The organism is Sodalis sp. RH16 (genome assembly GCF_047324245.1).
GTDB classification, from domain to species: Bacteria; Pseudomonadota; Gammaproteobacteria; order Enterobacterales; family Enterobacteriaceae; genus Acerihabitans; species Acerihabitans ligni.
Map to the genome: position 1 here is coordinate 5,545,266 of NZ_CP178737.1, position 23,391 is coordinate 5,568,656.

The following is a 23,391-nucleotide window of genomic DNA, read 5'->3' on the forward strand; positions in this document are numbered from 1 at the left end:
CGTCAGGACGCCGTCTCGTCGTTAAGAGGGGCGGCGGGCGCGGCCGCCACGCCACGGGGCATCAGGGAGATAAACCAGGTCACCGCCGCCGCCAGGCCCAAAAACAGCCGACGGAAAAAGGGCGGAGCATACTCCGCCATCTGTTGATAGCCGCTAAAACCCAGGGCAATAACGTCGCGCAGGCTGTTGATAGGCTTGTCTTCGGGAAAACCGTCCTGCCATAACGCCCAGGTATCGGCGCGGGCAAAGGTACATTGGATAAATTCAACGTGCTGCCGGGTCGTCAGCGGGCACAGCCGCATGCCGAGCCGATCGCGGTAAACGCGGGTGATGTCGCAAGGGAACGTATATTCCTGCCGGCCCCGCCGCAAGATCAAATTGACCCGGTCGCCGTCGGCGATGGCCTCCCCATAGCTCAGCTGGACGCCGACGCCGGAATCGGAATAGTCATGCAGGGTGCAGGTGTAGATATGGCCGTCCCCCACCATCAGCGCCGCCGGCATGCTGATTTCCACCCGGTGGGCCTGGCGCAGCTGCCTGGCCTCGAAGGCGACGGCAATGGCGCCGCCGAGGATCATCATATTGTATAGCGTCCAGCCCAGGCTGATGAAAACCGTCATGACTTCATTTAGATCGCCATAGCCCAGCCGCCAGATTCCGGTGAGAAAGCCGCACAGATTCAAAAACATCAGTATCCGGTACGGCCGGGTGAGCACCCAATCGACATAGGGTTTTTCAATCAGGCCGCCTTTGGCGGTGACGTTGAATTTCCCGCTGCGGGGATTGAGCAACGCCATGGTGGAGGGCATGGCGATGTGCCAGGCCAGCACCGTTTCGTAGATTTCGCTCCAGAACGAATAGCGGTACTTGCCCTGCACCCGGGAGGTGGTCAGGCTGGCATGCACCATATGCGGCAGGACATACAGCATGATGGCAATGGCCGGCGCGAAGATGATGTAGGCATGCAGCAATAAAAAGGCCAGCGGCGCGGTAAGAAAGATAAGCCTGGGTACCCCAGACAGAAAATGCAGCATGGCGTTGGCGTAACAGAGGCGCTGCGCCAGCTTCAGTCCCTTGCCCAGCAGCGGATTATCCAGCCGGAATATCTGTACCATGCCCCGCGCCCAGCGAATGCGCTGGCGGATGTGCGCAGACAGGCTTTCGGTGGCCAGGCCCGCCGCCTGGGGAATACGGATATAGGCGGAGGAGTAGCCGTGGCGGTGCAGGCGCAGCGACGTATGCGCATCTTCGGTCACGGTTTCCACCGCCAGCCCGCCTATCTCTTCCAACGCGGCGCGCCGCATTACCGCGCACGAGCCGCAAAAGAACGTGGCGTCCCAGAGATCGTTGCCGTCCTGCACCAGGCCATAGAACAGCGAACCTTCATTGGGGGCGCGGCGAAAGCGGCCCAGGTTGCGCTCAAAGGGATCGGGGGAGAAAAAATGATGGGGAGTCTGCAGCATACCCAGCCGCCGGTCTTTGAAAAACCAGCCGAGGCTTATTTGCAAAAAAGAGCGGGTGGGAACGTGGTCGCAGTCGAAAATCGCGACAAACTCCCCCTCCGATCGCGCCAGGGCGTAATTGACATTGCCCGCCTTGGCATATTTATGGGGCGGCGGCGCGATATAGCGGATGCCTATTTCTTCGGCGAACGCCTTGAATTCCGGCCGGTTACCGTCGTCCAGCAAATAGATGGCCAGTTTTTTCTGCGGCCAGTCGATACCCAGGGCGGCGTAGAGCGTCGGTTTCACCACCGCCAGGTCCTCGTTGAACGTGGGAATAAAGATATCCACCGTCGGCCAGGACGCCACATCCGGCGGCATGGGCACCGGCTTGCGGTGCAGCGGCCAGATGGTTTGGAAATATCCCAGCACCAGCACCACGCAGGAATAGGTTTCCGCCAGCAGCAGCAGCAGGCCGCAGGTCAGGCTTACCGGATCGTCCCAGTTCAGGGTCGAGGTATAGCGCCACCACATATAGCGGCAGGAAATGGTCAGGGACAATATGATAAGCATCAGCGCCGGCAGCCGTCCGGGAATCCGTCTGACCACCATGGCGATACACCACAGCAGCGAGACGAAGACAAACTGGGCCCACAGGCTAAAGGGCTGCGAGATGCAAAACAGCGTGGTCACCACCGCCACCAGTATGAGGGAGTAAAGCATCGCCCGGCGCATGCCGCGATTGAGCAGGCTCAGCCGCTGCATGGCGTCCTGCCCCACCCCCGCCCTGCCCAGGCGCTGGGGCAGCAGTTGCAGCCACAGATAATAGGATTGCCGCCAGCGAAGGATAAACCCCGGCGCCGTCAGCCACTTTTCCCGGCGCCGGCCGGATATTACCAGCAGCAGCCAGACGCCCTGCAGCAGATAGCGCAGGCCGTCCAGCAACCGGGGACGAACCGGGGAAATATGCGGAAACCATTGCCGGCGGCGATACCGCACCCGGCGCCAGGAGGCTGACTCCAGGCGCAGGAACATCCAGCACAGGGCAATCATGCCGCTCATCAGGACCGATGCCGCCCGAGATGCCCCCTGCCGGCGATAAGCCCGGTAGCGCTGCTGCAGGCCCCATGTCGCCGACGGCATCAGAAATAACCGTAGCAGGGTATTCATGCAGCGGATTCCGGGCAATGGATCAGACACCAGTTGGCCAGCGTCACGATCTCTTCGGCCGCGTTGCTGTCCGGCCGGTATTCCCCCAGGGGCTGTTTTGCCGCCAAGGCTTCGGCCACCGACTCGTCGCGATGAATGATTACCGGCAACAGGCCGTCCAGCGCCTGCAGCCATAGCTGGTTGATATCATGCTGCAGTCCGCTGGTGGGCAGATAACCATTGACCAGCAGCCGGCAGCCGGCGGGCAGCGCCTGCTGGTGCAAACGGGCATGGCAATTGGCATCCGGATTGATGACCATCAGCACATGGTCCGCCACCGGCAGGCATTGCTGCGCCAAGGGAGTGTCGGCGCCGGGCATATCCAGCAGGATCCAGCGATAGCGCTTGCCGTCGCGCAGCCGGCAAAGACGATCCCCCCAGCTCTCCCGCCCGGGCGCCGGCGGCTCAAACAGCGCAAGCCGTTCTGCCGGCGTTGTGCGCCCGAACGGTAAAAACGCCAGTCTTTCCAGGTACTCCATCGCACCCTGATGCCAGCCTTCGCCGTCAATTTCCGCCCGCGCCCATCCCCTGGCTTGCCTAAAGGGCATATTGAAATGGAGCCTCAGCAAATTATCCGGCGACAAATCCACCGCCAGGACGGATTCACCGGCCTGACATAGCGCCCAGGCCAGCGCCGCGGTGATTGACGTTGTCCCGGCGCCGCCGCGGATACCGGACAAGGCGATAATCGGCATGGGTTACTCTTTCTGAAGGGAGCCGGCGGTTGACGAAGACTGGGCATCCAGGCCGTCGGAATGGGCAAATTCGGCCAACAGCGGCCAGCGCGACAAAATATGCGGAAATTGTTCTTGCAAATTGATATCGACGTAATGAAAACTCGGCAGGGCGAAAATATGACTTAGCACAAGGACATCATCTTGTTTTTCTGCATTCGGAGTCACACCAGGGATAAATAATTTATTTTCCATATCGCGCCTTAAAATATTTCAATAACTTTATAATTTAGTTTAATCGCTGCAGAATTGGCCCAGCACATTTCTTTGAACGAGAGTTCATTTAGTTATTGCTAATAGCGAGATGACAATTTAGCATACTCTTAAAAGCGTTATTATCTCAACAGACTTTTAACTAAAAGCAAAATAACACATGGCGCTCTCCTTTTCTTTTGGTCTCTATCATAGTTTTGAAGAGTTATCGGTAATGCAGTCCCGCGGCTGTTACTGGGTCAATATAGAACGCCAAGCGGATGCGCGCCAGTTATGCCGGCAAATCATTAACGCCCAGGGAGCGGCAACCCGCGGGGCGCTGATCTGCTGCGGGGATGGGCCGGAACGGCTGCTGGAAGGGCTGCCGTCCACCGGCGCGGAGGGCGCCGGACCGCCGGCCTCGCTGCCCCTGTTTACCCTGCCGGAAAAAAAATCGGCCCTTCGCCGGCTGACCGCGGATTTATCCCGGGCGATTAATGTCAAGGAACGCCTGTTTATCTTTCTATCGACCGCAAGCGCATGGAAAGACTTTTCGCAAACGGAAATTGATGACTGGCTGGGAAATACCCAGCGGTGGTTAATAAAACACAATGCCGCTTTTTTAATTCTGACTTACGGCAGCGGCATATCGCAATTAAAGAATCAACTTATTTCCCAATTTCCCACCCTCTCCGGTTTATCCAGCGTGCACTCGCTGCAAGATTGTGTACGATATCAAGTATCTTGGTGGTTTAGCGGTAAAGGATTAATTGCCAATCAGGCAATGAACTGGGAAACGGACGATCGGGAGCGGTTCGTGCAGAGCGTTCTTTTGCCCGCTTTTTCCCCGTCGGTAAATGACGAACAGCTGTGCCTGGCGGAAAAAAGCGTGCTGGAAGGCGCGCCTCCCCTGTCGGTAAACTGGCGGCTGCTGGAAGATAACGCCCTGTTGATGCAGCAGGGCATGGCGAGACACTCCGCCACCCTGATTTTCGCCCTGACCGAAAGTGAACAGGTCGCCGAATTGGCGCGGCAGATCCACACACTGCGCCGTCAGCGGGGTATTGCGCTGAAAATCGTGGTCAGGGAAATGAAAGCCAGCCTGCGTTATACCGATGAAAGACTGTTGCAAGCCTGCGGCGCCAATCTGGTGGTGCCCTATATCGCGCCGTTATCGAGCTTTCTGACCCTGCTGGAAAGCATACAGGGGCAGCGCTTTACCCGTCATGTGCCGGCGACCATCGATCGGCTGCTGGCCGCCATCAACCCTTCGCGCATAAAAGGCGCGATGAGTAACGACAGGTTCCGCCAGGTGGTGCCGGAGCTGATTGAGAATCCCCTCATGCCGGAAGACGACAAGGGCATTCTCATCGCCCTGCGGCCGGTGCCCGGCCTGCCGCCCCGGCAGGCGCTGTCCTTATGCCGCCTGCGGCGCGGGGGCGATGTGATGACCGCCACCTCGCGCCGGATTTATCTGTTTCTCTCCAATTGCCGCATCAACGATTTGGATACCGTGCTGGGCTATCTCTTCCGCCTGCCTATCGCCGAGGCCTTCAGCAACCGCCAGGTCTGGACCCAAGACGTGCACATCATCAGCCAAGTCAAACTGATGGGTAAAACCGACCGCCGGGCAGGCTCGCCGGAGCCCGCCGATACGCCCATCACGGCGGCCGTCACCGTCGCCCGCCCCGCGACGGCGCGGCATAGTCCGCGCCCCTTGACGCTGTCCCTTGCCGCCCCCCAGGACATCCAGCCATGAACCTTGACGATATTTTGCAGTTGATTCTGCTTTGTGCTTTGGTGTTTTTCCCGCTGGGCTACCTGTTTCACCGCCGGTTTCCTTTTTGGCTGCCCGCCCTGCAATCCTTTATTCTCTCTCCGCGATATTTGAAGTCAGCAGGCATCTGGACGCGCAGCGATCTCCCGTCAGGTAAAAAGAAGAAATCATGAATCTGATAAAAAAACCGGGTTTCAAATACCATTGGCGCGGTCTTGGCGCCTGGAATTATTATTTCCTGATAAAATTTACGCTGCTGTGGCTGGGCTATCTTAATTTCCACGCGCTGGACAACCTGGTATTCGCCGCCTATTTGCTGTATCCGTTAGCTTCGCCGCGCCTGCACCGCTGGCGAAATATCATCGGCCTTCCCATCGGCTTTGCCGTGTTTTACAACGACACCTGGCTGCCGGGCATCCATTCCATCCTGTCGGAGGGATCGCAGGTGACCGGCTTCAGCGCCCTGTATCTGCTGGAGCTGGTTAACCGCTTTATCGACTGGCAATGGGTCGGAGCGGCTTTTGCCCTGCTGGTGGCGTATCTGTTTATATCGCAATGGCTGCGGATTACGGTATTTACCGTGGCGATTTTGATAGGCCTCAACCTGATGCACCTTACCGGTCCGCTCATCCAACTGGGCCCGATAACATCCGTAGCCGCCGGGCCCGCCGATGTACCGGCCCCCGCCGGCGACGGCAAGGCCGCAGCGGCGGCGTCCATGAGCGCACCGCCCAACAACCAGAATCTCACCGCTTATCTCAATGATTTTTATCAGCGTGAAAGCCAGCGCGCCACGGTGTTCCCCCAGGCGCTGCCCGCCGACGCCGCCCCTTTTTCGCTGCTGATCATCCAGATCTGCTCACTGTCCTGGTCCGATCTGGAGGCAATCCAGATGAAAAATTCGCCGTTCTGGGGCACGTTTGATCTGATGTTCGATAATTTCAACTCCGGAACCGCCTACAGCGGTCCGGCGGCCATACGTCTGCTGCGCGCCAGCTGCGGCCAGGAAAAGCACAAGGATCTCTATTCTCCCGCCAACCAGCAGTGCTATCTGTTCGATAATCTGGCGAAGCTGGGATTCAGGACGGAGTTGATGCTCGACCACAGCGGGAATTTCGATAATTTTTTGCAAGAACTGCGCGAAGACGGAAATATGCAGGCGCCGCTGATGTCACAGGCCGGGATCGGACACCAGCTAAACTCCTTTAACGGCGAGCCGGTCTATGAGGATCTGCCGCTGCTGGATCGCTGGCTGGCGCAGCAAACCCGGGACGGGGATGCGCGCTCCGCCACCTTCTTTAATCTCATCCCCCTGCATGACGGCAACCGTTATGTAGGCGCCCACAGCGCCGCCGATTATGCCTCCAGGGCCGGCACGCTGTTCAGCCAGCTGGACAGCTTTTTCCAGCAGCTGGAAAAATCCGGTCGCCGGGTGGTCGTGGTGGTGGTGCCGGAACATGGCGCCGCCCTGGTGGGCGATAAAATGCAAATGCCCGGTTTGCGGGACATTCCCAGCCCATCCATTACCCATGTGCCGATGGGCATAAAATTTATCGGCATCAAGGCGCCCCACCAGCAGCCCTCGCTGCGCATATCCGCCCCCAGCAGCTATCTGGCGCTGTCCGAGCTGGTTTCCCGCCTGGTGGACGGCAAAATATTCGACGCGCCGCAAATCGATTGGGCCACCCTGACGAAAGACCTGCCCCAAACCGCCGCCGTATCGGAAAACGATGCCAGCACGGTGATCAATTACCAGGGCAAGACCTTTATCCGCCTCGACGGCGGCGACTGGGTGCCGTATCCGCAATAACCGACCGAGCCACATGGCACGCCAGGCTCGCCATCACCGGCGCCTGAATCAAGCCTGTTAAAGGGAGAGCGGGCCCAAGCGGCCATTTACTTATGGCGGGAGTATGCCTACCCTAGATCACCAGCTTCACCGCGGGAAGAGATATGTTTTTCAAAAACAAAGGCTGGCAGCAGCAGGGCAAGAACCCTGATTACCGCTTTTCGCTGGCCAATGAGCGCACTTTTCTGGCCTGGATACGCACAGCCCTCGCCTTCCTGGCGGGTTCCATCGCATTGGACCAGTTGGCCTCGGGGTTCGCCTCGCCGCTAATCCGCAGCCTGCTGGCGATATTCCTGTCGATAGGAGGGGCGGTATTGGCCCTGGTGGCCCTGCGCCGCTGGGAAGAGAATGAAAAGGCAATGCGCAACGATGGGCCGCTGCCTTATACCCGCTTATTACCCGCCATCACACTGCTGGTTGTCTTAACCGCGATGTGTTTTATCGCGTTTATCATTATAGGCGGTTGGGAATAAATGGGACGGGACCCGGGCCTGCAGCCCGAACGCACCCGGCAGGCATGGGATCGAACCCTGTTTGTCATCATGCTTGACGCGGTATTCTTCCTGCGCGTCGGGCTGATAAACAGCAATATATTCACCTGCCTGGCGGGAGGCCTGTTATTCCTGCTTACCCTGGGCGTCGTACTGGCCCGCCATTTCTCCGTCGCCCATAAACCACACGCCTTGAACACCCTTTCACCCCACATCCTTCGGGCGGTATCGCTGACGGTGATTATCGCCTGCGCCTTGACTGCTATCAGCATTATCGTATCGGATATCAGGGTATTCATCCGCTAACCTTATGCCGCGGTTTTTGACGGTATCCACCGGTATTTTTCCTTTTATACCGGTAAGACCGGGTTAAAAACGCGTTTTTTAAAAAAAAATTTTTCTTCGCTGAAATGAGGATTTTTCTCGGTTAAACCAGGCTGGCGATGCCGGTATAACCGGCTTGGCTGCCATCACTTTTTCATGTCATCCCGCACGCGCCGCTGCACCGGCCAAGAGCAGCGCCCGCTGGTTGCCGGCGGCGAGCGGCAAAGCGTCTACCGCCGGCCCCTCCGGCCGCCATTGAAACCGCTCATTTTCTCACCGCCATGTCACGGTTAATTTTTTGTTTGATTATTGTGCAAATGAAGTCAATTCCCTCAATAACGCTTTAATTCAGTGCAACCATATAAAAACCATATTGCCGTTTATATCTTTTACCAGCCACAACCATTTATCGGATAACTTTTTTCACCTCTTAACAGGCGTAAGTTATATTTTTATAATTATCATATAGTTATTATTATTCATTTTTCAATAATCAGGCTTTTATCACTGCTTCATCGCCGATAATCCAAAAAACCCTGTTTCTAATCGCCAAAAAAAGAGCAACCTGATTTTGTTAATTTCAACCTATTGCCCGTTTTGGTTAATTATGGTTTAAATTTGGTTGTTCATTTTTCAAGCCCACAGCAGGAACCCAGCATGTCCGACATAACCCAGCCCAGCACCGACCCTACGGCGCGTAAACAGGCCCTCGACAGCATGTATGAGGAGATCAACCGGAAAAACATGTTCCCGTTTTGGGCCAAGCGCTCGGACGTGGAGCATGACGAAATCAGCTCCCTGATGGAGGGCCGCAAGGCGGTGCCTTTTCACTGGAGCTACAAACGCGATCTGGAGCCGTTGCTCTATCAATCCGCCAGCCTGATTTCCACCGGCGATTCGGACCGGCGTTCGCTGATCCTGCTTAATCCCGGATTAAAACCGCAGCGCGCCACGGTCACCACGTTGTATACCGCCTACCGTCTTAACGATCCCAACGAGGTGATGCCGCCCCATCGCCATACCGCCAGCGCCATTCGCCTGGGGTTGACCGGCACGCAAAACTTTACCGGCGTGGAGGGGGAGGACATTGTGTTCGGGCCGGGGGACATGGTGCTGACGCCGCGGGATACCTGGCACAACCACGGCAACCAGGGCAGCGAACCGGCCATCAACCTGTCGGTGCTGGATTATCCGCTGGTGGAGTCCCTCAACGCCTTGCAGTTTGAACACGACTACAAAGAAAACGGCGAAGCGAAAAAGCAGCAAAGCGCCCGTTTCGACCCGCACTACTCGGCGCGCATTTACGGTACCGGCGGCATGACGCCCCGTTTCGTCAATCACTATCGCGGCGTCGGCGGCTCCTCGCCGATGTTCGTTTATCGCTACGACGCCATGCGCGAGCTGCTGGAGCGCAACCGCTCCTCGGAAGCCAACCCCTATGAAGGCCTGCTGGTGGAATACACTGACCCGTTAAGCGGCGGCCCGGTCTACAAGACCATGACATATTTCATGCAGCTGCTGCGTCCCGGCGAACGCACGCTGCCGATGAAACAAACCGCCAGCCTGCTGGTTTCGCCGCTGGAAGGTTCGGCCCGGTGCATCGTTGACCAGCAGACCTTCAGCTGCGATCCCTTCGATACCCTGGCCCTTCCCGGCAACTGCTGGATGCAGTGGGTCAACCCCAGCGCCACCCAGTCCGCCATCCTGTTTATCGCCAGCGACGAACCGGCGCTGAAAGCCTTCGGCCTGTTGCAGCGCTTCGGCAAAAACGAGGCCGGCGACATCATTCGTCTGGTGTAGGAACCTATTCATGGCACGAGCCTTTAACACGCAACTGGTGAGTCATATCGATTGTCCCGGCGGCGGGCAGGTCTGGGTGGAGAAAAATATTCTCTACGTCTCCCACATGCGGCCGCCGGACGGGACCTCCATTTATGACGTATCCGACCCACGCAGGCCCAGACTGCTCCATAAGATGGAGATCCCCCTGGGCTGGCACTCGCACAAGGTGCGGGTCCAGGACGACATCATGATCGTGAACTACGAGAAATTCCGTACCGGCGCCGATGAATTCGGCGGCGGACTGGGGATTTTTGACGTAGCCGATCCCGAACGGCCGCGGCTGCTGAACAAGTGGCGGGTCAAAGGGAAACAGGGCGGCGTCCACCGTTTCAGTTACGACGGCCGCTATGCCTATATTTCCCCCACCGAGGAGGGGTATATCGGCAATATCGTCAAAATCCTCGACCTGGCGGATCCCGCCCGGCCGGAAGAAGTGTCCAGCTGGTGGATCCCGGGCCAGCACGTCGCCGGCGGTGAAAGCTACCCGTGGGATGACTATGTCAAACCCCGCTGCCATCACCCGTTGCGTATGGGCGACCGGCTGTATGTCTCCTACTGGCATCACGGATTTTTTATTCTGGATATTTCGGATATCCGCAAGCCGACCCTGATCTCCGGCATGAACAGCAGCCCCGCCCATCCCCATCCCACCCATACCGCCCTGCCGATACCGGGTCTACTGCGCGGCCGCCGGATCATGGCGGTGTCCGATGAGGATGTGGCCAAGCTCTACCCCGCGCCGCCGGCTTTCAGCTGGTTTTATGACATCACCGATGAGCGCCAGCCCATGCCCATCTCCACCTTCCAGGTGGAGGGCATTGACCCGGACGGGCGTCCGCAGGAACCCATGACCGGCTGCCATCAGCCGGCGGAGAAATTTTTCGGCCACGTACTGCCCTATGCCTGGTTCGCCCAAGGGCTGCGCCTGGTTGATATCTCCAACCCCTTCGCCCCGAAGGAAGTGGGCTTTTACGAGCCCGATGTGCCCGCGGGCTATGAACGGGTGTCATCCAATGACGTGACGATGGATGAACGGGGACTTATCTACCTGCTCGACCGTCAGCAGGGCCTGGACATTATACAAAGCAACGTGCTGTAAGGAGCAACCATGAGCAGCGGCAACGCCGAGGTTTTCGGCGACAAAAATCCGAACCTGCCTTTCCACCCCGCGGTGCGCGCCGGCGACTATCTGTTCGTCTCCGGCCAGGTGGCCAAAGACAGCGACGGCAATATGATAGGCGGCACCATCGAAGAGGAAACCCGCGCCACCCTGCTGGCCATTGAACGGATCCTGTCCCTGGCGGGCTGCACGCTGGACCAGGTGGTGAAGGCCACGGTCTATCTGGCGGACGCCAGGGACTTCGGCCGCTATAACGGCGTGTTCAAAAGCTTTTTCCCCGCCGGCCGCCTGTCGCGAACCACGGTGGAAGCCCGTGCCGTGATCACCACCCGTATTGAAATCGACTGTATCGCTTACGCCCCACTGGAGAAGTCACATGTATAAACTGCTTGGCCGGGCCACGTCCGGCAATGTCCAGAAGGTCCTGTTCCTGCTGCAGGAACTGAATGCCGAATACCGGCGCGAGGATTACGGCCGCCAGTTCGGCAATACCGCCACGCCGGAGTATGCCGCCCTTAATCCCACCAGGAAGGTGCCGACGCTACTTGACGGAGATGTGGTGATTTGGGAGTCCAATACCATCCTGCGCTATCTGGCCTCCAGCTTCGCCCCTTCTTCCCAAAGCCCGGCAACCGCTGCTTCGCCTAAGACCCTGTACCCGGCGGACCCGGCCATGCGCAGCCAGATTGAACGCTGGATGGACTGGCTGCTGGCGTCCATGAACCCGGTTTATCTCAGCGGCTTTCGCGATGCCAAAAAAGAGCCGGCCGAACGGGCCGCCGATACCCGTCCCAAGCTCATCGATGAGCTTCAGATACTGGAAGAGAATCTTGCCGGACGAGACTGGATGGCGGGGGACGAATTCACCCTGGCGGATATCGCCCTGGGTCCCATCATCAGCCGCTGCGTAAAATTCCCCTTCGACCTGCCGCCTTTTCCCGCCCTGGCGGCCTGGATAGACCGGCTCCAGCAGCGGCCGGCTTTCCGGTCCGCCACCGGCGGATAGCGTTTGGTTAACCTCACGAGGCAGCTTACATGAATGCAACGATGGATACGCCCGATACCCGGCCGCATCTCTGGGCCAGGGGCGTGGCGGTGGACTTTACCCATGACGGCGTGCGCAACCGGGTGCTGCACAATATTGCGCTGGATATTCCCCGCGGCAGCTTTGTTTCCCTTATCGGCCCGTCGGGCTGCGGCAAAAGCACGCTGTTGAAAGTGCTGGCGGGCCTGCTGGCGCCCACCGAGGGCGAAGTCAGGGTGGCGGATGTGGAACCGGGGGAGGCCGCGCGCCAGCAGCGTATCGGCCTGGTATTCCAGGAGGCGACGCTGATGCCGTGGAAAAACGCGCTGGATAACGTCAAGCTGCTGATGGAAATCGCCCGCCGGGATCTGAATAACGATCAGATAAACGAACGCGCCATGGAGATGCTGACCCTGGTGGGCCTGGAAAAATCCGCCAATAAGCTGCCGTCGCAGCTGTCCGGCGGTATGCGCCAGCGGGTCTCCATCGCCAGGGCGCTGGCGCTGGATCCGGAAGTCCTGATGATGGATGAGCCTTTCGGCGCCCTCGACGCCATCACCCGCGAGGAAATGTGCGAATTCCTGCTGGAGATTTGGGCCCGTACCCGCAAGACCATCGTGCTGGTCACCCACTCCATTGAAGAGGCGGTCTTCCTGTCCCAGGAGGTGCATGTGATGGCCACCAACCCCGCCCGCATCATCGAGACGCTGCCCATCGCCCTGCCGCTGCCCCGCTGCGAGGCCACCTACGCCCTGCCGGATTTCGGCATGACCGCCGGCCGGCTCCGGGCATTGCTGAAACACGGACACGGGGCGGGGGCGGCGGCATGAACAATCCTCTACGCGCGACGCTGGCCTTCAGGCCGGCACCAGGCAGTGAGAAAAAGATGTCTCATTTTCGTCAAGCAGTACGTGAAACGTCGCCGGCCCTGCTGCTCATCGTCGGCATTCTGGCCTGCTGGCAAGGCATTGTCAGCCTTTGGCAACTGCCGGAATTTGTGCTGCCGGCGCCGGCGGGAATTTATCGCATCCTGGTGAACCAGCAGGGGATTTTAGCCCAGGCGGCCTGGGTCACGGCCCGGGAGATTGTCCTGGGCGTAGTGCTCTCCAGCCTGGTGGGGGTGGCGATGGCTCTGTTCATCGCCCGTTTCCAACTGGTGGGCAAAGCGGTCTATCCCCTGATGGTGCTGTTTCAGAACGTGCCGAAAATTGCCCTGGCCCCGCTGTTTATCCTCTGGTTCGGTTATGACCTGGCGCCGAAGCTGCTGCTGATCGTGGTGATGGCCTTTTTCCCGGTGGCGTTGAATATGCTGATGGGCCTGCGGGCCGCCGATCCCAATTTGATGGCGTTGCTGCGTTCGGTGGGCGCCGGCCGCACGGAGATCCTGTGGCGGGTGCAGATCCCCAACTCTTTGCCCTACCTGATGTCCGGACTGAAGATCGCCGTCACCCTGAGCGTGATCGGGGCTATCGTCGGCGAATTCGCCGGCGCCTCCGCCGGGCTGGGCTACCTTATCCAGTTCGCCTCGACGCAAATGGAGACCAATCTGGTGTTTGCCGCCCTGGTGGAGATTTCGCTGCTGGGCATGGTGTTTTATTACGCCGTCGAGCTGATCGAATGGCGTTATTTGTCCTGGGCGACCAAATCCTGAACGTTGGCGTACTACCCCTGGGTTTACAACCTGAATAATTCGAGTGGAGAACATCATGGCGTTATCTTATCAATTGCGGCGGCTTGCCGCCTGTGCGGGTCTGGCTATCGCGGTGTCCGGCGCCTTCGGCCGGGCCCGGGCGGCGGACGATGTCTCTGTCCAGCTCGACTGGGTGGTGCGCGGCGGCCACGCACCGTTTTTCGTGGCGCGGGATAAGGGCTTTTTTGCCCAAAACGGCATCAACGTCACCGCCATCCGCAAAGGCTCCGGTACGTCGGACGCGCTGCGGCTGGTGGCCAACGGCAATGCCGATTTCGGCTTTGGCGACCTGCCTACCCTTATCACCAGCCGCGCCCAGGGGGTGAATGATAAAGCCCTGATCGCCTTCAACCAGAAAACGCCGCTGGCGATGCTGAGCATCAAGGCCAAACATCCGCTGGCTAAACCCGCCGACCTGAAGGGACTGAACATCGGCGTGCATCCGTCCGGATCCACCTTTGTATTCCTCAAGGCCTTTTTAACCTCCAACGGTATGAGCCTGGGGGATATCAAGCAAAGCACCGTTTCGCCGCCCTATGAAAGCTTTCTGCTGATGGGCCGGGTGGACAGCGTACCGGGTTACGTCGACGCCGAGGTGCCCGAGCTGGAGGCCAAGGCCGGAGGCGCCGGATCGCTGTCGATTTTGTACGGCGGCGATTTCGGTTACGACGCCTACGGCTCCGGCGTCTTTACCTCGGACAAGATGATCGCCGCCAAGCCCGATGTGGTGAAACGCTTTGTCAAAGCCTACCTGCAGGCCTTTGCCTACTCACTGGACCATCCCAAGGAAGCCGTGGCCATCCTGGTGAAAGATAATCCGGAGTACCAGGGCAAGGAAAACGTTCTCGCCGAGCAGCTTGGGCAGGACATTCAACATACCGCCACCAGCGAATTCACCCAAAGCCAGGGGCTGGGCATTATTACCGCCGGGCAATGGAAAAAAACCGCCGATATCCTGATATCCCAGCAGGTGCTCGCCAAAGACGCCGACTATAACGCCGCCTTTGATACGTCATTTCTGCTGGCGGCCAATCCGGTGAAACGCTGACATACCCTCTAAGTCGGGGATGTATGTAATGCTGGCCCACACTGGAGGCCGATGATGAATGCAACGATGATACTCACGGAAAGCCGATGATGAATCTCAATGAATCCGGCGGACATCCGCCACCCTGGATCCTGCCCGAACACCGGGATCTCTATTACGGCGGCGGCTGGCATGCGCCCCTGGCCGGCGGTTATGAAACGATCTTCAATCCCGGCAGCGGCGAGCCCCTGGCCCGGGTGGGCATCGCCACGGCGGCCGACGCGGAGCCGGCGGTGAGCGCCGCTAAAACCGGTTTCCGGCAGTGGCGCGACACGCCGCCGCTGGAACGCGCCGCCATTATGCGCGCCATCGCCGCCGAGCTTCGCCGGCACGCCGGGGAGTTGGCCATGCTGGATGCCGCCGACTGCGGTAATCCGGTGCGGGAAATGGGGCGGGACGGCCTGGGGGCGGCGGCGCTGTTCGAGTTTTTCGCCGGCCTGGTGACGGAATTGAAAGGCGCCTCCATTCCCATGGGGCCGGATGCGGTGAATTTTTCGGTGCGCCAGCCCCTGGGCGTGGTGGCGCGCATTGTCGCCTTCAACCATCCGCTGCTGTTTGCCGCCGGTAAAACCGCGGCGCCTCTGGCGGCGGGCAATGCGGTGATTATCAAGCCGCCCCGGCAGGCCCCCCTCTCCGCCCTGCGCCTGGCGGAAATCATCGGCGGCATGCTGCCCCCCGGCGTGTTCTCGGTACTGCCGGGGGACATAGAAATAGGCAACGCCCTCACGGCCCATAAGGACATCGCCATGGTGGGTCTGGTGGGCAGCGTCCCTACCGGCCGCAACGTCATGGCCGCCGGCGCCGCCCGCCTAAAGCCGGTGTTGCTGGAACTCGGAGGCAAAAATGCGCTCATCGCGTATGGCGATACGGATCCGGCCATGGTGGCCCGGGGCATCGTGGACGGCATGAACTTCACCTGGTGCGGCCAATCCTGCGGCTCCACCAGCCGGGCCTTTGTGCACCGGGATATCTATGATGAGGTGCTGCGGCATGTGGAGCGGTTCACCGCCGCCTTTGTGCCCGGTCTGCCCACCGATCCGGCCACTACCATGGGGGCGATTATCAGCGACGTTCAGCATAAGCGCATTTTGTCCTATATCGATGAGGCCAGGCAGCAGGGCGCCCGCCTGATTTGCGGCGGCGGCGTGCCCGGCGACCCGCTGCTGCGCAACGGCTTTTATATCGAGCCTACGGTGTTTGCCGACGTTACCCCGGCCATGCGCATTGCCCGGGAAGAAATCTTCGGCCCGGTGCTGGCGGTGCTGCCCTGGCAGGACGAGCAGGACATGCTGCGGCAGGTGAACGAATTGGACTACGGACTGACCTGCGCCATCTGGAGCAACGATCTGGAAAAAGCCCACCGGGCGGCACAGCGGGTGGACGCCGGCTTCATCTGGATCAATGACGTAGGCAAGCACTTTATCGGCGCGCCGTTCGGCGGCGTCAAACAATCGGGCATCGGCCGTGAAGAGTGCCTGGGGGAAATGCTCTCCTTCACCAGCGAGAAAAACATCCACATTAGCCTGCGCCGCGTGGCGGCCGAGGAGTAAGCCATGGATAAGGAATACGACTACATTATCATCGGCGCCGGCTCCGCGGGCTGCACCCTGGCCAACCGCCTGAGCGAAGATCCCGACGTCCGGGTACTGCTGCTGGAAGCGGGCCGGTGGGACAGGGATCCCTGGCTGAAAATCCCCCTGGGCTGGGGCCGGATATTGCAAAAGCGGTTACACGACTGGATGTATTTCTGCGAGGCGCAGGACAACGTGGGCGGGCGGCGGGTGGAGTGCGCCCGCGGCAAGGTGGTGGGCGGTTCCTCCTCCACCAATGCCATGGCCTGGGTACGCGGCAGCCCGGCGGACTTCGATCGCTGGGCGCGGGATTACCGGCTGCCCGACTGGGGCTGGGATCGGGTCATGCCCTATTTTATCCGCCAGGAGACCTGGTCGGAACAGCCGGCGCCGGAGCGCGGCCGCGCCGGGCCGGTCAATGTGCAATTTTGCCGCTACCAGGATCCCCTTATCCAGGCCTATGCCGATGCCGCGCAGGGGGCCGGTTTCAACTGGATCGACGATTACAACCGTACGGGCAGCCGGCCGGGTTTCGCCCGGCTGCAGATGAGCATCCGCAACGGCAGCCGCTGCAGCGCGGCCACCGCTTATCTGCGCCCGGCCCTGGGGCGCCCCAACCTGGAGGTGAAGGTGGGGGTGCATGTCACCCGGCTGATGATGTCGGGTAGCCGGGCCCACGGCGTGGAATTCATTCAAGACAATCGGGTGCGGCACGTCACGGCACGGCGGGAAATCCTGCTCAGCGCCGGCGTGATCAATACGCCGCAGCTGTTGATGCTGTCCGGCATCGGCGATCCGGCGCAGTTGAGGCGGCACGGCCTGACAACCCGGGTACCCTTGACCGGGGTCGGCAAAAATCTGCAGGATCACCCCTCGGTGATTGTCATGTACCGCCGTAAGGAAGCCGGCCCCTTTCATCGCGCCATGCGTTTCGATCGCATCGCGCCGGCCCTGCTGCAGGCCTGGATGGCCGGCACCGGCTTTGCGGCGGATGTCCCCGGCGGCCTGGTAGGATTTATGAACAGCGAAGCCGGGCAGGAAGCGCCCGATCTGCAAATGCTGCTGACCGCGGCGCCGCTAGGGGCCTGGCCCTATCTTGAGCCCTTTCGCAAAGGTTTTGCCGACGGGTTCGCCTGCCGCGCCGTGCTGCTGCATCCGCAAAGCCGCGGCGAGGTCAGCCTGATGTCTGATAATCCCTTGGACGCCCCACGCATATTCCAGAATTTCCTGTCCACTGATGACGAATGGCGTGCGCTGCGCACGGCCATCCGGCGGATCCGCGACATCGCCCGCCAACCGGCCCTGGCGCCCTTTATCGATGTGGAAACCGCCCCCGGCCCCCAAAACGACAGCGATGAAGCGTTAAATGCGTTTATCGGCCAAACCGCCATCACCGTGCACCACCCGGCGGGCACCTGCCGCATGGGGGCGGAAAACGATGCCGGGGCGGTAGTGGATAGCCAATTGCGGGTCATGGGGACGGAGGGCCTGCGGGTTATCGACGCCTCGGTAATGCCGGACCTGACCTCCGGCAACATCAACGCCCCGGTCATCATGATTGCCGAACGCGCCGCCGATATGATCCGGCAGACATTCAATCAAACGCAATCCGCGCCGGTACCGGCCTGACCCCCTCTTGCATTGAGGTATAAAATGAGCTTAAGTCTACCTAAACACCCCATACTGCTGTGCACGCCCCTGGCCGCCGCCGCCGTTGAGCGCCTGGGGCTGTTCTTCCAAGTCCGCCAGGCCGGCGGCTCGGGTACGATGGACGATGAGGGGTTTTATTCGGCCCTGGCCGGCAACGCGGCGGTGATGCTCACCGGGCAGCACTGTCTTGATGCCGGCTTGTTGGCCCGCCTGCCGTCGCTTAAAGCGGTATGCGTACTGGGTGTATTGCATCCGGCCATGGATTTGCCGGCTCTAACCCGCCGCGGGATCCGGGTCACGCGGGTGGATGCGGGGGAAGAGTGTTCGGGGTTGAGTCTTGGTCCCGCCCTGGAGGCGGCTGAACAGCTTATCGCCGCACTGGGGTTCGGCCGGGACGGCTGGCATCCCGCCGGCCTGGTGAATCCAGAGGTCGCCTGCGGCTCGTGCTGTTAGCCGGCGGCTATTTTTCAACCTATCACGGTAACCCGATAGCGATATGCAATCAAACATGCAATTACATCACCATGACAGCAAAAAAGACCTGATTGAACACATTGTCGAGATCCTGACCCCGCGCCTTGCCGCGGGGGAAACCCTGCCCTCGGAGCGGGCGCTGGTGGAGGAGCTGGGGGTGAAACGCTATGCCCTGCGCAAGGCCTTGCAGCAGTTGCGGGCATCGGGCCTGATGCCCGCAGCCTCCGCCGGGCGTGCCAAAACGTCGCTGGAGGCCAGTAAAAAAAGCCTGGCGTTAATCACCAATCCCCTGGAGGTCATCGAACTGCGCCTGCTGATTGAACCCATGCTGGTGCGCCTGACCGCCGTGCGCGCTTCCCAGCAGGACATCGATCGTATTCTGCGCACCGCGGCCATGGAGGGGGGATATGACAACGGCAAGGTGGACCTGGCCTTTCATAAGCAGGTGGCCGCCGCCTCCAATAACCGGCTGGCGGCGGAACTCTACAGCCTGCTGCGGCAAATCGGCTCCGATGTCCGTCTGCATATCCAGAAAAACGATCTGCCGCTGTCAAAAGATCGCCTGACGGTGCGCAACCATGAACACGGGGAAATCGCCCTGGCCATCGCCGCCCGTAACCCGGACGCGGCGGAAAAAGCCATGCGCAACCATTTGTATAGGGTGCAGCGTCAAATACTGGATCATCTGGTGCCGCAGCCGCCGGAACCGCTGCTGCTTGAACAGCCCGCTGTCCAGGTCAAATAATCGTCAGGGCGGGTTGCCCGACGGCATCAAAGGGAGTGAACGTGCAAAGCGCCGCCGTTTTTCACTTGGCTCTCTTCGTCAAGCTGTACGGCGATATACAGCGCCAGGCGGTCGTCAAAATCCGCCAGATTGAGGCCGGTGATATCGGCGATACGGTTGAGCCGGTATTCCAGGGTATGGCGATGGATAAACAGCCCGTTGGCGGCGACGCTGGTTTGATTATTATGCTTGAACCAAATCTTCAATGAATTGAGCAATTGGCCGTTCTTGTCCATCATTTTCAATCTGGTGACCGGCAGCAGCAGTTCCGTTTCCTGCCAGCCCCCTTGCAGCCGCTGCAGCAATACCGGCAGTTTCAAATCACGGTAATTGTAGCAGCGCTCTTCCGGCATACGCCTTTTACCGATTGACATGGTGGAATGGGCCGTTTGCCACGAACGGGCAATGCTGTTGGCGCCGGAAAAATAATTGCCCAGCGCAAAACGTATCCGCAGGTGGCCTTTGGTTTTCAGCAGCGCCAGCGTTTCCTGAAATTGCCGCAAATGTTCATTTTCATCCCAGCGGCCGTATTTATTCAGCGCCGGCCTCAGCACCGCCAGTTCGGTGAGGGAAATAATGGCAATGAGGTTTTTCTCCCCCGGCTGGGTTAATAATGCCTGTAATTGCTGTAGCTCCTCGATGGGATTATCCACGTCCAGCTGCCCGCTGTCGATTTCAACGGCGGCGACGACCCGGGGCTGATGCAGATCGATGCCCAGGCGTTCGGCCCATTCCGCCAGCATGGGAGAAATTTCATCGGAGCGAATGAGGTTATGCACCAGCTCTTCCCGCAGCCGGCTGTCCTGGGCCAGGAAAGAAAGCAATTTCGCCTGCTCCACCATCATCTCCGCCGCCATGCATACCAGCTCGCCGTATTGCCGGAGCTGGGAGGGATTACCGGTAAGGCCGATTACGCCGGCTATTCTGCCGTCGATTTTCAGCGGCAAATTTATGCCGGGGCGAACGCCGAACAGATGTTTAGCCATGCTGTCGTCCACTTCCACAATGCGCGCCTGGGACAGCACCAGCAACGCTCCCTCATGCAATTCTCCAATGCGATCCCGATCGCCGCTGGCAATTATTTTTCCTTGTCCGTCCATGACATTAACATTGCAGTTGATAATCTGCATCGTCTTGGCAACAATTTGCCCGGCAAGTTTAGGTTCCAGATAATCATTCATTGTAATTATTTCCAAAAATAATAATAACTTTTAATGCAAAATAAAATTCCGCATCAAAGGTAAATATATTGATGGATATTTCTCCCGGCATTATGGTGGAATGATATTTTAAAAACAGATGTTCTTCGGTCACCATTACATATATTAAAATATATTTCAACCCACAATCCCATTGGCCATCATTAAAGCACGTTTCACTTAAGTAAAAGCAGGCCGGTAAATTCCGGCGCTGTTTTAAATAACGCAACAAGATAATTCACATGTCGCTAGTTTCGGCTACGCTTTAATAACACTTATGGTTAGTACAGATATCCATAATAAAAGTATGGACTAGTGATATACCCAAAATAATTCGAGTTGCAGGAAGGCGGCCCCGTAGGGGCGAGGCTCATGGATGAGCCGAGTATTGCTGCCAGCGCACCTGCAACTTGAAGTATGACGGGTATCATTTCGGCGAATGATTTTTTACTTTAGCGTGGCTATTTTCATCAATCTGCCAATATTTTCGCTGGTTCTGGTTATATTGATTTCACCATCGGCCAATAAAGAACCAAGCTCACCGATATCCGGAATGATACCGAATATCGCATCGATACCTTCCTGGTATAACTCATGGGTACCTTTGCCGATACGTCCCGCCAGCGCAATCACCGGCACATTGCCGGCCTTGGCCGCTTTCGCCACGCCATAAGGGGTCTTGCCGAATTTGGTCTGGAAATCAATCCCTCCTTCGCCGGTAATGCAATAATCGGCGCCGGCCAGTTTTTCCTTCAATTTGCTGAAGTCGATAATAATATCGATGCCTTTTTTCAATTCACAGCGGGTAAACGCCAGCAAACCGGCCCCCAGTCCCCCGGCCGCTCCGGCACCGGGAATAGTCTCCACATCCCGGCGCAGCTGCCGGCGGATAATCTTCGCGTAATGCGCCAGATTGCCGTCCAGGGTGCGGACCATTTCCTCCGTGGCGCCTTTTTGCGGACCGAACACCGCGGATGCGCCATGCTCGCCGCATAACGGATTGGTGACATCGCAGGCAACGATAATCTCCGTCTCCCCCACCGCCGGATCCAGCCCCGACATATCGATACTATGCAGCCGCCCCAGGGCGCCGCCGCCGAATGGCAAGGCCATCCCCTCCCCATCAAGGAACCTCACCCCCAGCGCTTGCGCCATACCGGCGCCGCCGTCATTGGTGGCGCTGCCGCCGATGCCGATGATGATGCGGCGAATCCCGCGCTGCAGGCAGGCTTTTATCAATTCTCCCGTGCCATAGGTCGTGGCGATGAGGGGATTACGGTTTTCCGCGTTGATATACTGGATGCCGCTGGCGGAAGCCATCTCAATCACCGCGGTTTTGCCATCTCCCAGCACGCCGTAACCCGCCTTGACCCGGCTTCCCAGCGGCCCGGTGACGTCCAGGTGAAAGATTTCCCCGCCGGTGGCGTCCACCAGCGACTGTACCGTCCCTTCTCCGCCGTCCGCCATGGGGACATGGACAAACTCGGCATCGGGGAAAACGGTTTTGAAACCTTGTTCCATCGCCACGCAAACCTGTTTGGCGGTCATGCTCTCTTTAAAGGAATCCGGCGCCAGGACGAATTTCATGTGGGTCATAATGCTTACCTTCATACAATTACAGAATAAAGCCATAAAGCAGCGTGGCGATAATGGTCATGGTGCCCCCCACCAGCGCTTCATAAGGAATCAGGCCGATACGTTGCCTGATGGACATAAACATGCTGTTGGCGGTGACGTGGAAATAATTGCCCTGCGGCAGGGAATCGATTACCGTGGCGCCGGTGTGCATCATGACCGCCGAGGCCAGGGCCGGAATCCCCATATGGATAAGGGTGGAGCCGAACGTGCCGGTGGCGAGAATAACGCCGGTGGAGGTTGATGCGGTGGCGGCGGCCATCAGGATGCCCGATATCGGGGCGAGGAAGGTGCCCGAGATGCCCGCCGCGTTTATCAGGGCAATCACCTGCTCGGAAAGAGTGGACGCGCCGATTAATCCGGCTATGGCGCCGGCGCCGATAAGTATCAGCACGGTAGCGGTCATTTTTTCAATGCCGGAGGTGGTGTATTGAATGATTTTCCCGCTTTGCCCCATGGCCACCATACCGACAATGCCCGCGATAGGCAGCACATACATCGCGTCAAGTTTGAATGCGCTTAATGCGCTGATATGCAAAATGGAACCCAGGGGGTTGATCATCAGCAATATCACCGCCACGGCGGGAGCGACGATGGATTTTCCCAGCGACGGACCGCTGACCTGCGCGCGGGTATCGGTATCGGCTTCCGCATCCGAGACCATTTGTCCCTTATGCTTAATCAGCGAAGCCAGCAATACGGTGACAATTAATCCGCCGATGGCCGGAATAAAACCGGCAATCATGACATCGCTTAAGCCAAGATGAAAACCATTGGCCGCCGCGATGGTATTAGGGTTGGGGGAAATAATATTGCCCGCTTTGCCGCCGCCGGATAACGCCAATAATAAAGCGGTTTTGGATAATCCCATCCTGTTGCCCACCGAAAGGGCAATGGGCGCCACAATCAGCACCGCCACGGGAATAAATACCCCTACGGCGGTAATAACCATGGTGGCAAGCGCCAAGGCAAAAATGGCTTTACCTTCGCCCATCCGGCGGACTATTTCCCGGGCAATGGTATTTGCGGCGCCGGATTCCATCATGACCCCCGCCAGGATCCCTGCCGCCAATACCCTGATTACCGTACCCATAATGCTTTGGGTGCCTGATATAAGCACGTTGATGGTTTGCTGTAAATCAGCGCCGCCGATAATGGCGCCGGCAATGGCGCCAAAAAACAGGGCATAGACGGGATTGATTTTTCTTAATATTAAAAATATGGCAATAAACAGACCCAATATGGCGCCATACCAAGCCAAATGCAAATCGTGCATGGGATTAAAACTCCAGTTTTA

The 23,391-nt window shown here is 58.8% G+C and carries 22 protein-coding genes; 16 read left to right on the forward strand and 6 right to left on the reverse strand.

The window, feature by feature from the left end:
- Positions 1-2 precede the first annotated feature (2 nt).
- Genes bcsA through bcsR form a run of 3 tightly spaced genes read right to left on the reverse strand, consistent with a single transcriptional unit; the run spans position 3 to position 3,580 of the window.
- On the reverse strand, positions 3-2,612 hold the full coding sequence (gene bcsA / locus ACL2XJ_RS25440) for a UDP-forming cellulose synthase catalytic subunit (RefSeq protein ID WP_413724955.1): 2,610 nt from the start codon (positions 2,610-2,612) through the stop codon (positions 3-5).
- A complete protein-coding gene (gene bcsQ, locus ACL2XJ_RS25445; RefSeq protein WP_413724956.1) occupies positions 2,609-3,346 on the reverse strand; it encodes a cellulose biosynthesis protein BcsQ in 738 nt (245 codons plus the stop codon). The genes bcsA and bcsQ overlap by 4 nt, the downstream gene beginning before the upstream one ends.
- Positions 3,347-3,349: 3 nt before the next feature.
- Positions 3,350-3,580 carry a cellulose biosynthesis protein BcsR gene (gene bcsR / locus ACL2XJ_RS25450; protein WP_132927649.1) on the reverse strand — a complete coding sequence of 77 codons (231 nt, stop codon included), beginning with the start codon at positions 3,578-3,580 and terminating at the stop codon, positions 3,350-3,352.
- A gap of 178 nt (positions 3,581-3,758) precedes the next feature.
- On the opposite strand from bcsR, the gene bcsE reads away from it, so the two are divergent.
- From bcsE to ACL2XJ_RS25530, 16 genes are all read left to right on the forward strand, one after another.
- A complete protein-coding gene (gene bcsE, locus ACL2XJ_RS25455) occupies positions 3,759-5,336 on the forward strand; it encodes a cellulose biosynthesis protein BcsE (RefSeq protein WP_413724957.1) in 1,578 nt (525 codons plus the stop codon).
- Entirely contained in the window at positions 5,333-5,527 is a 195-nt protein-coding gene (bcsF, locus tag ACL2XJ_RS25460) for a cellulose biosynthesis protein BcsF (RefSeq protein ID WP_132927647.1), read from the forward strand. The genes bcsE and bcsF overlap by 4 nt, the downstream gene beginning before the upstream one ends.
- Positions 5,524-7,164 (forward strand): cellulose biosynthesis protein BcsG, encoded by a 1,641-nt coding sequence (gene bcsG / locus ACL2XJ_RS25465; protein WP_413724958.1) that lies wholly within the window; start codon positions 5,524-5,526, stop codon positions 7,162-7,164. The genes bcsF and bcsG overlap by 4 nt, the downstream gene beginning before the upstream one ends.
- A 143-nt stretch (positions 7,165-7,307) precedes the next feature.
- The gene (locus tag ACL2XJ_RS25470) at positions 7,308-7,676 is read left to right on the forward strand and encodes a YidH family protein (RefSeq protein ID WP_203523306.1); all 369 of its coding nucleotides are present in this window, start codon (positions 7,308-7,310) and stop codon (positions 7,674-7,676) included.
- Positions 7,677-8,000, forward strand: coding sequence for a DUF202 domain-containing protein (locus ACL2XJ_RS25475; RefSeq protein ID WP_413724959.1), 324 nt, complete (start codon positions 7,677-7,679; stop codon positions 7,998-8,000).
- Between the two features lie 675 nt (positions 8,001-8,675).
- Positions 8,676-9,818, forward strand: a complete 1,143-nt coding sequence (locus tag ACL2XJ_RS25480) for a cupin domain-containing protein (RefSeq protein WP_413724960.1) — start codon at positions 8,676-8,678, stop codon at positions 9,816-9,818.
- 10 nt (positions 9,819-9,828) lie between these two features.
- A complete protein-coding gene (locus tag ACL2XJ_RS25485) occupies positions 9,829-10,959 on the forward strand; it encodes an LVIVD repeat-containing protein (protein WP_413724961.1) in 1,131 nt (376 codons plus the stop codon).
- A gap of 9 nt (positions 10,960-10,968) precedes the next feature.
- Positions 10,969-11,364, forward strand: a complete 396-nt coding sequence (locus ACL2XJ_RS25490; protein ID WP_132927641.1) for a RidA family protein — start codon at positions 10,969-10,971, stop codon at positions 11,362-11,364.
- Positions 11,357-11,986 (forward strand): glutathione S-transferase family protein, encoded by a 630-nt coding sequence (locus ACL2XJ_RS25495; RefSeq protein ID WP_413724962.1) that lies wholly within the window; start codon positions 11,357-11,359, stop codon positions 11,984-11,986. Before ACL2XJ_RS25490 ends, ACL2XJ_RS25495 begins: the two co-directional genes overlap by 8 nt.
- Positions 11,987-12,015: 29 nt before the next feature.
- On the forward strand, positions 12,016-12,834 hold the full coding sequence (locus ACL2XJ_RS25500; RefSeq protein WP_132927639.1) for an ABC transporter ATP-binding protein: 819 nt from the start codon (positions 12,016-12,018) through the stop codon (positions 12,832-12,834).
- Positions 12,831-13,655: an ABC transporter permease gene (locus ACL2XJ_RS25505; protein ID WP_413724963.1), complete on the forward strand. Its 825-nt coding sequence runs from the start codon at positions 12,831-12,833 to the stop codon at positions 13,653-13,655. The genes ACL2XJ_RS25500 and ACL2XJ_RS25505 overlap by 4 nt, the downstream gene beginning before the upstream one ends.
- A gap of 55 nt (positions 13,656-13,710) precedes the next feature.
- Positions 13,711-14,742 carry an ABC transporter substrate-binding protein gene (locus ACL2XJ_RS25510; RefSeq protein WP_413724964.1) on the forward strand — a complete coding sequence of 344 codons (1,032 nt, stop codon included), beginning with the start codon at positions 13,711-13,713 and terminating at the stop codon, positions 14,740-14,742.
- An 86-nt stretch (positions 14,743-14,828) separates the two neighbouring features.
- Positions 14,829-16,331 (forward strand): aldehyde dehydrogenase family protein, encoded by a 1,503-nt coding sequence (locus tag ACL2XJ_RS25515; protein WP_413724965.1) that lies wholly within the window; start codon positions 14,829-14,831, stop codon positions 16,329-16,331.
- 3 nt (positions 16,332-16,334) lie between these two features.
- Positions 16,335-17,981 carry a GMC family oxidoreductase gene (locus ACL2XJ_RS25520; RefSeq protein WP_413724966.1) on the forward strand — a complete coding sequence of 549 codons (1,647 nt, stop codon included), beginning with the start codon at positions 16,335-16,337 and terminating at the stop codon, positions 17,979-17,981.
- Positions 17,982-18,005: 24 nt separating this feature from the next.
- Positions 18,006-18,455: a hypothetical protein gene (locus ACL2XJ_RS25525; RefSeq protein WP_413724967.1), complete on the forward strand. Its 450-nt coding sequence runs from the start codon at positions 18,006-18,008 to the stop codon at positions 18,453-18,455.
- 55 nt (positions 18,456-18,510) lie between these two features.
- Positions 18,511-19,221: a FadR/GntR family transcriptional regulator gene (locus ACL2XJ_RS25530; RefSeq protein WP_413724968.1), complete on the forward strand. Its 711-nt coding sequence runs from the start codon at positions 18,511-18,513 to the stop codon at positions 19,219-19,221.
- Positions 19,222-19,247: 26 nt separating this feature from the next.
- Here ACL2XJ_RS25530 and ACL2XJ_RS25535 read toward each other — a convergent pair whose 3' ends face one another.
- The 3 genes from ACL2XJ_RS25535 to ACL2XJ_RS25545 all read right to left on the reverse strand — a co-directional run bounded on the left by ACL2XJ_RS25535 (position 19,248) and on the right by ACL2XJ_RS25545 (position 23,370).
- Positions 19,248-20,441 carry a CdaR family transcriptional regulator gene (locus ACL2XJ_RS25535; RefSeq protein WP_413724969.1) on the reverse strand — a complete coding sequence of 398 codons (1,194 nt, stop codon included), beginning with the start codon at positions 20,439-20,441 and terminating at the stop codon, positions 19,248-19,250.
- 465 nt (positions 20,442-20,906) lie between these two features.
- Complete coding sequence (locus ACL2XJ_RS25540) at positions 20,907-22,046, reverse strand: glycerate kinase (protein WP_413726972.1); 1,140 nt, start codon at positions 22,044-22,046, stop codon at positions 20,907-20,909.
- A 28-nt stretch (positions 22,047-22,074) separates the two neighbouring features.
- A complete protein-coding gene (locus ACL2XJ_RS25545) occupies positions 22,075-23,370 on the reverse strand; it encodes a GntP family permease (protein ID WP_132927631.1) in 1,296 nt (431 codons plus the stop codon).
- Positions 23,371-23,391 lie beyond the last annotated feature (21 nt).

Excerpts from the sequence above, each read along its gene's own strand:
- ACL2XJ_RS25495 (WP_413724962.1), top strand. The coding sequence starts at position 11,357 with ATGTATAAACTGCTTGGCCGGGCCACGTCCGGCAATGTCCAGAAGGTC.
- ACL2XJ_RS25520 (WP_413724966.1), top strand. The coding sequence starts at position 16,335 with ATGGATAAGGAATACGACTACATTATCATCGGCGCCGGCTCCGCGGGC.
- ACL2XJ_RS25480 (WP_413724960.1), top strand. The coding sequence starts at position 8,676 with ATGTCCGACATAACCCAGCCCAGCACCGACCCTACGGCGCGTAAACAG.
- bcsF (WP_132927647.1), top strand. The coding sequence starts at position 5,333 with ATGAACCTTGACGATATTTTGCAGTTGATTCTGCTTTGTGCTTTGGTG.
- ACL2XJ_RS25535 (WP_413724969.1), bottom strand. The coding sequence starts at position 20,441 with ATGAATGATTATCTGGAACCTAAACTTGCCGGGCAAATTGTTGCCAAG.
- ACL2XJ_RS25510 (WP_413724964.1), top strand. The coding sequence starts at position 13,711 with ATGGCGTTATCTTATCAATTGCGGCGGCTTGCCGCCTGTGCGGGTCTG.
- ACL2XJ_RS25485 (WP_413724961.1), top strand. The coding sequence starts at position 9,829 with ATGGCACGAGCCTTTAACACGCAACTGGTGAGTCATATCGATTGTCCC.
- bcsG (WP_413724958.1), top strand. The coding sequence starts at position 5,524 with ATGAATCTGATAAAAAAACCGGGTTTCAAATACCATTGGCGCGGTCTT.
- ACL2XJ_RS25500 (WP_132927639.1), top strand. The coding sequence starts at position 12,016 with ATGAATGCAACGATGGATACGCCCGATACCCGGCCGCATCTCTGGGCC.
- ACL2XJ_RS25505 (WP_413724963.1), top strand. The coding sequence starts at position 12,831 with ATGAACAATCCTCTACGCGCGACGCTGGCCTTCAGGCCGGCACCAGGC.
- bcsQ (WP_413724956.1), bottom strand. The coding sequence starts at position 3,346 with ATGCCGATTATCGCCTTGTCCGGTATCCGCGGCGGCGCCGGGACAACG.
- ACL2XJ_RS25525 (WP_413724967.1), top strand. The coding sequence starts at position 18,006 with ATGAGCTTAAGTCTACCTAAACACCCCATACTGCTGTGCACGCCCCTG.
- ACL2XJ_RS25545 (WP_132927631.1), bottom strand. The coding sequence starts at position 23,370 with ATGCACGATTTGCATTTGGCTTGGTATGGCGCCATATTGGGTCTGTTT.
- bcsR (WP_132927649.1), bottom strand. The coding sequence starts at position 3,580 with ATGGAAAATAAATTATTTATCCCTGGTGTGACTCCGAATGCAGAAAAA.
- ACL2XJ_RS25540 (WP_413726972.1), bottom strand. The coding sequence starts at position 22,046 with ATGAAATTCGTCCTGGCGCCGGATTCCTTTAAAGAGAGCATGACCGCC.
- ACL2XJ_RS25530 (WP_413724968.1), top strand. The coding sequence starts at position 18,511 with ATGCAATTACATCACCATGACAGCAAAAAAGACCTGATTGAACACATT.
- bcsE (WP_413724957.1), top strand. The coding sequence starts at position 3,759 with ATGGCGCTCTCCTTTTCTTTTGGTCTCTATCATAGTTTTGAAGAGTTA.
- ACL2XJ_RS25475 (WP_413724959.1), top strand. The coding sequence starts at position 7,677 with ATGGGACGGGACCCGGGCCTGCAGCCCGAACGCACCCGGCAGGCATGG.
- bcsA (WP_413724955.1), bottom strand. The coding sequence starts at position 2,612 with ATGAATACCCTGCTACGGTTATTTCTGATGCCGTCGGCGACATGGGGC.
- ACL2XJ_RS25515 (WP_413724965.1), top strand. The coding sequence starts at position 14,829 with ATGATGAATCTCAATGAATCCGGCGGACATCCGCCACCCTGGATCCTG.
- ACL2XJ_RS25490 (WP_132927641.1), top strand. The coding sequence starts at position 10,969 with ATGAGCAGCGGCAACGCCGAGGTTTTCGGCGACAAAAATCCGAACCTG.
- ACL2XJ_RS25470 (WP_203523306.1), top strand. The coding sequence starts at position 7,308 with ATGTTTTTCAAAAACAAAGGCTGGCAGCAGCAGGGCAAGAACCCTGAT.